The following is a 4,115-nucleotide window of genomic DNA, read 5'->3' on the forward strand; positions in this document are numbered from 1 at the left end:
GGGGCCGCGCCGCGGCGCCGCGCCCCGCCCGGCCCGCCACCCCGCGTCAGCCGCGCGCCAGCAGCCCCAGCATGTCGACCACGCGGTTCGAGAAGCCCCACTCGTTGTCGTACCAGGCGACGACCTTCACGTGCCGCCCCTCGTCGACCCGGGTGAGCAGCGAGTCGAACACGCTCGACTCCGGCCGCCCCGTGATGTCCGTCGACACGAGCGGGTCCTCCGTGAACGCCAGTACCCCGGCCAACGGCCCGGAGGCGGCCGCACGGTAGGCCGCGTTGACCTCCTCGACGGTGACGTCCCGCGACACCACGGTGTTCAGCTCGACGATGGAGCCCACCGGCACCGGCACCCGGATGGCGTCGCCGGACAGCTTGCCGTCGAGCCGCGGCAGCACGAGCCCGATGGCCTTGGCGGCACCGGTCGACGTCGGCACGATGTTCACCCCGGCGGCGCGCGCCCGTCGCAGGTCGCGGTGCGGACCGTCCTGCAGGTTCTGCTCCTGCGTGTAGGCGTGCACGGTCGTCATGAACCCGTGCTCGATGCCCGCGAGGTCGTCGAGCACCGACGCCAGCGGCGCGAGCGCGTTGGTCGTGCACGAGGCGTTCGAGACGACCGTGTGCACCGCCGGGTCGTACACGTCGGAGTTCACGCCGTAGGCGATGGTCGCGTCCGCGCCCGTGGCGGGTGCGCTGATGAGGACGCGGCGCGCTCCTGCGGTCAGGTGCTCCGCCGCTGCGTCGCGCGCGGTGAACCGGCCGGTCGACTCGAGCACGACCTCGACGCCGAGGTCGCCCCACGGCAGCTTCGCCGGCTCGCGCGACGCGAGGACGCGGATGCGTCGGCCGTCGACGACGAGGGTGTCCCCGTCGACCTCGACCGTCCCGGCGAACGGGCCGAGCGCGGAGTCGTACCGGAACAGGTGGGCGAGCGTCTCGGGTGCGGTGAGGTCGTTGACGGCGACGACCTCGAGGTCGTCCCCTCGGCGGGCGAGGAGCGCGCGGAGGGTGTTCCGGCCGATGCGTCCGAAGCCGTTGATCGCGATGCGGGTCATGTGGAGTTCCTTTCGTTCTGCGGTCCATGCTCACGGGCCGGGAGGCGCGGCTCCAGTGGCTGGGAAGCCAGCGTTCGAAAGGATGTCGCCACCACGGCGACGGACGGTCAGTCCTGGAAGGTCCGCCGGTACGCGGTCGGCGAGGTCCCCAGGATGCGACGGAAGTGCGTCCGCAGGTTGGCGTCCGATCCGAGCCCCGCCCGCGCGGCGACCTGGTCGACGGCGAGGTCCGACCGCTCGAGCAGCTCCCGCGCCAGGTCCACCCGGGCCCGGAGCACCCACTGCATCGGCGTGTACCCGGTGTCCTCGACGAACCGCCGTGAGAACGTCCGCGGTGAGACCGTCGCGTTGCGGGCGAGGACCTCCAGCGTCAGGGGGTCGGCGAGGTGCCGGAGCGCCCACTCCCGCGTTTCGGCGAAGACGTCCCCGAGCGGCTCGGGCATGCTCCGCGGGACGTACTGCGCCTGCCCGCCGCTCCGGTACGGCGCGCTCACGAGCCGGCGTGCGACGTGGTTCGACAGTCCGACGCCGTGGTCCTGGCGGACGATGTGCAGGCACAGGTCGATCCCGCTCGCCGCACCCGCGCTCGTCAGGACCGATCCGGCGTCGACGAACAGGACGTCCTCGTCCACGTCGACCTCGGGGTACCGGTCGCGGAGCACCCGCGTGTAGTGCCAGTGCGTGGTCGCCCGGCGGCCGTCGAGGAGTCCGGCGGCGGCCAGGGCGAACGCCCCGGTGGAGATCGCCGCGATCCGGACGCCACGCTCGTGCGCACGCCCGAGTGCCGCCACCACGTCGGACGGCGGCGGGGTGTCCGCGGGGAACCGGTACCCGGGTACGAAGACCGTCTCGGCCCAGTCGAGGGCGTCCAGGCCGTGGTCGACCGCGTACGCGAGGCCGTCTCCCCCGGCGATGCGTCCCACCCGGGGCCCGCAGACCCGGACCTCGTACGGCATGCTCGGTCGGTTCGAGAAGACCTGCGCGGGGATCCCGACGTCGAGCGGCTTCGCCCCGTCGAGCACGAGGACCGCGACGCGGTGCAGGTGGGGCATGGCCATGCAGCGACGCTAGCGCCCTCCGCGGAGGTCAGGCATCGCGGATCGCGAGGACCCGGTGCGGAGCCGCCCGCTCCGCCCGCCACCCCGCGGGCAGGACGCCCTGGAGCTCCGGCACCGTGAAGCTCCGTCGGATCGACCGCAACCCGTCGACCCGCACGAAGGTGCCGGCGGCGACCAGCGTCGAACCCACCGCGTACGCACGGTACGCCGCCCGCGACCGTCGGATGTCCGAGTGCAGGCTGCGGCTCGTCGCCAGCTGCTCGGAGTCCGCGAGGAACCCGCCCCGTTCCTCGTCCCCGAGGTGGTGCAGCACGTGGTTGGACACGACGACGTCGAACCGCTCCCCCGCGGCGAGCAACTCCGCGCTCGACTGCTGCCGGAAGGTGACGCCGCGCGGGGTGGAGCGGGTGGCCGCGTCGATCGCGCGTGCGTCCGGGTCCGCTCCGACGACCTCGACGTCGAACCCGTCGGCAGCGGCCCACCGCACGAGCGCCCGGGCGAGCTCACCGCCGCCGCACCCGAGGTCGAGCACACGCCCCCGTCCCGTCGCCGGGAGGGCCGGGGCGACGTGGGTGCGCCACGCGGAGTGCCACCCGCTCACGAGTGCGTTCACCACGGCGAACCGCCGGAACGTCCGCGCGAGCGCACGCGGATCGCAGTCCGGGTCGTCCATGAGTTCGCGGAGGTCCGGTTCGCGTCTGGTCAGGTCGACGCCCGGGAGGCGCGGGTCGACTCCCCCCCTGCGGCTCACGAGACGCCCGTGGTCGCCGCCTCGACCGCCAGGTCGCGTCGGACGGCCCCGTCACCTTCGGCGGTGGTGGCCGTCTCGACCGGTTCGTCCTGTTCGTCGGCCGCGATCGACGGCCGCGTGCTCCCGACGGCGGTGAGTCGTGCCGCCTCGACCGTCAGGCCCGGCCCGAACGCCAGCGCGACGACCGGAGCCCCGTCGTCGACACCGTCGTCGAGCACTTGGCGGAGCACGAAGAGCACGGTGGCGCTGGAGACGTTCCCGTGGTCGCGGAGCACGGCTCGGCTGGCCGACAGTGCGGCGTCCGGCAGCGCCAGGGCTGCCTGCGTCCGGTCGAGGATCGCGCGACCACCGGGGTGCACGGCCCACGTCGGGACGTCGACGGCGGACACTCCGGCCGCGGACAGCAGCGGCGCGACGGCCTCGGTGACGGTGGCACCGACGAGTCTCGGGACCGCCGTGCTGAGCACCATCTCGAAGCCCTCGTCGCCGATGTTCCACGCCATCTCCGACGCCCCCTCGGGCACGACCGTCGTCGCGAAGTCGTCCAGGCGCAGTCCGGCACCGTCAGCGGTCACGACGGCAGCCGCCGCGCCGTCCCCGAAGACGCTGTTGGCGACGATCTGGTCCGGGTCGTCGCTCGCCCGGACGTGCAGCGTGCAGAGCTCGGCGCAGACGACGAGCACCACGGCGGACGGCACGGACTCCGCGAACGCCGCCGCGGTGCGGAGCGCCGGGAACGCCGCACAGCACCCCATGAACCCGATGTGCTGCCGGAAGACCGTGCGCGGGATGCCGAGTTCGGTGACGACGTCGAGGTCTGGTCCGGGCTGGGTGAACCCCGTGCAGGAGACCGTGACCACGTGGGTGATCGCTTCCGGCGACACGCCCGCACGGTCCACGGCGTCGCGGGCGGCTGCCACGAACAGTGCCGGGGCGAGCTCGCGGTACCGGTCGTTCCGGGCACCGGTCGACGGGGACCGGAGCACGCCCTGCTCGTCCCGGAAGGCACCGGACGCGCGCGCGACGTCGAGCTCCTCGAGCACGGTGTGCCGGTGGGCCACGGCGGAGGCGTCGAACGCCGCGGGGACGAGCCGCCTGCCGAGCCGGCCCAGATCGGGTTGCGAGGCGAAGAGGTCGCGCACCGCAGCCTGCTCGAGTGTCGTCTCGGGGACGGTGGTACCGATGGCGCGGATCGTTGCGGACACGCCTCATCCTGTCACCGGGTCGCTGACGCGTCCCCAGGATCGACGGGAGG

The 4,115-nt window shown here is 73.7% G+C and carries 4 protein-coding genes; all 4 read right to left on the reverse strand.

From position 1 onward, the window contains the following. Positions 1-46 precede the first annotated feature (46 nt). A complete protein-coding gene (gap, locus tag Q7F20_RS17960; protein WP_305741424.1) occupies positions 47-1,051 on the reverse strand; it encodes a type I glyceraldehyde-3-phosphate dehydrogenase in 1,005 nt (334 codons plus the stop codon). Positions 1,052-1,158: 107 nt separating this feature from the next. Beyond that, positions 1,159-2,109 (reverse strand): GlxA family transcriptional regulator, encoded by a 951-nt coding sequence (locus tag Q7F20_RS17965; RefSeq protein ID WP_305741425.1) that lies wholly within the window; start codon positions 2,107-2,109, stop codon positions 1,159-1,161. Between the two features lie 28 nt (positions 2,110-2,137). Beyond that, positions 2,138-2,860 carry a methyltransferase domain-containing protein gene (locus tag Q7F20_RS17970; RefSeq protein ID WP_305741426.1) on the reverse strand — a complete coding sequence of 241 codons (723 nt, stop codon included), beginning with the start codon at positions 2,858-2,860 and terminating at the stop codon, positions 2,138-2,140. Further along, a complete protein-coding gene (locus tag Q7F20_RS17975) occupies positions 2,857-4,065 on the reverse strand; it encodes a type III polyketide synthase (protein ID WP_305741427.1) in 1,209 nt (402 codons plus the stop codon). Before Q7F20_RS17975 ends, Q7F20_RS17970 begins: the two co-directional genes overlap by 4 nt. Positions 4,066-4,115 lie beyond the last annotated feature (50 nt).

It is taken from the genome of Curtobacterium sp. A7_M15 (assembly GCF_030705415.1).
GTDB lineage: Bacteria > Actinomycetota > Actinomycetes > Actinomycetales > Microbacteriaceae > Curtobacterium.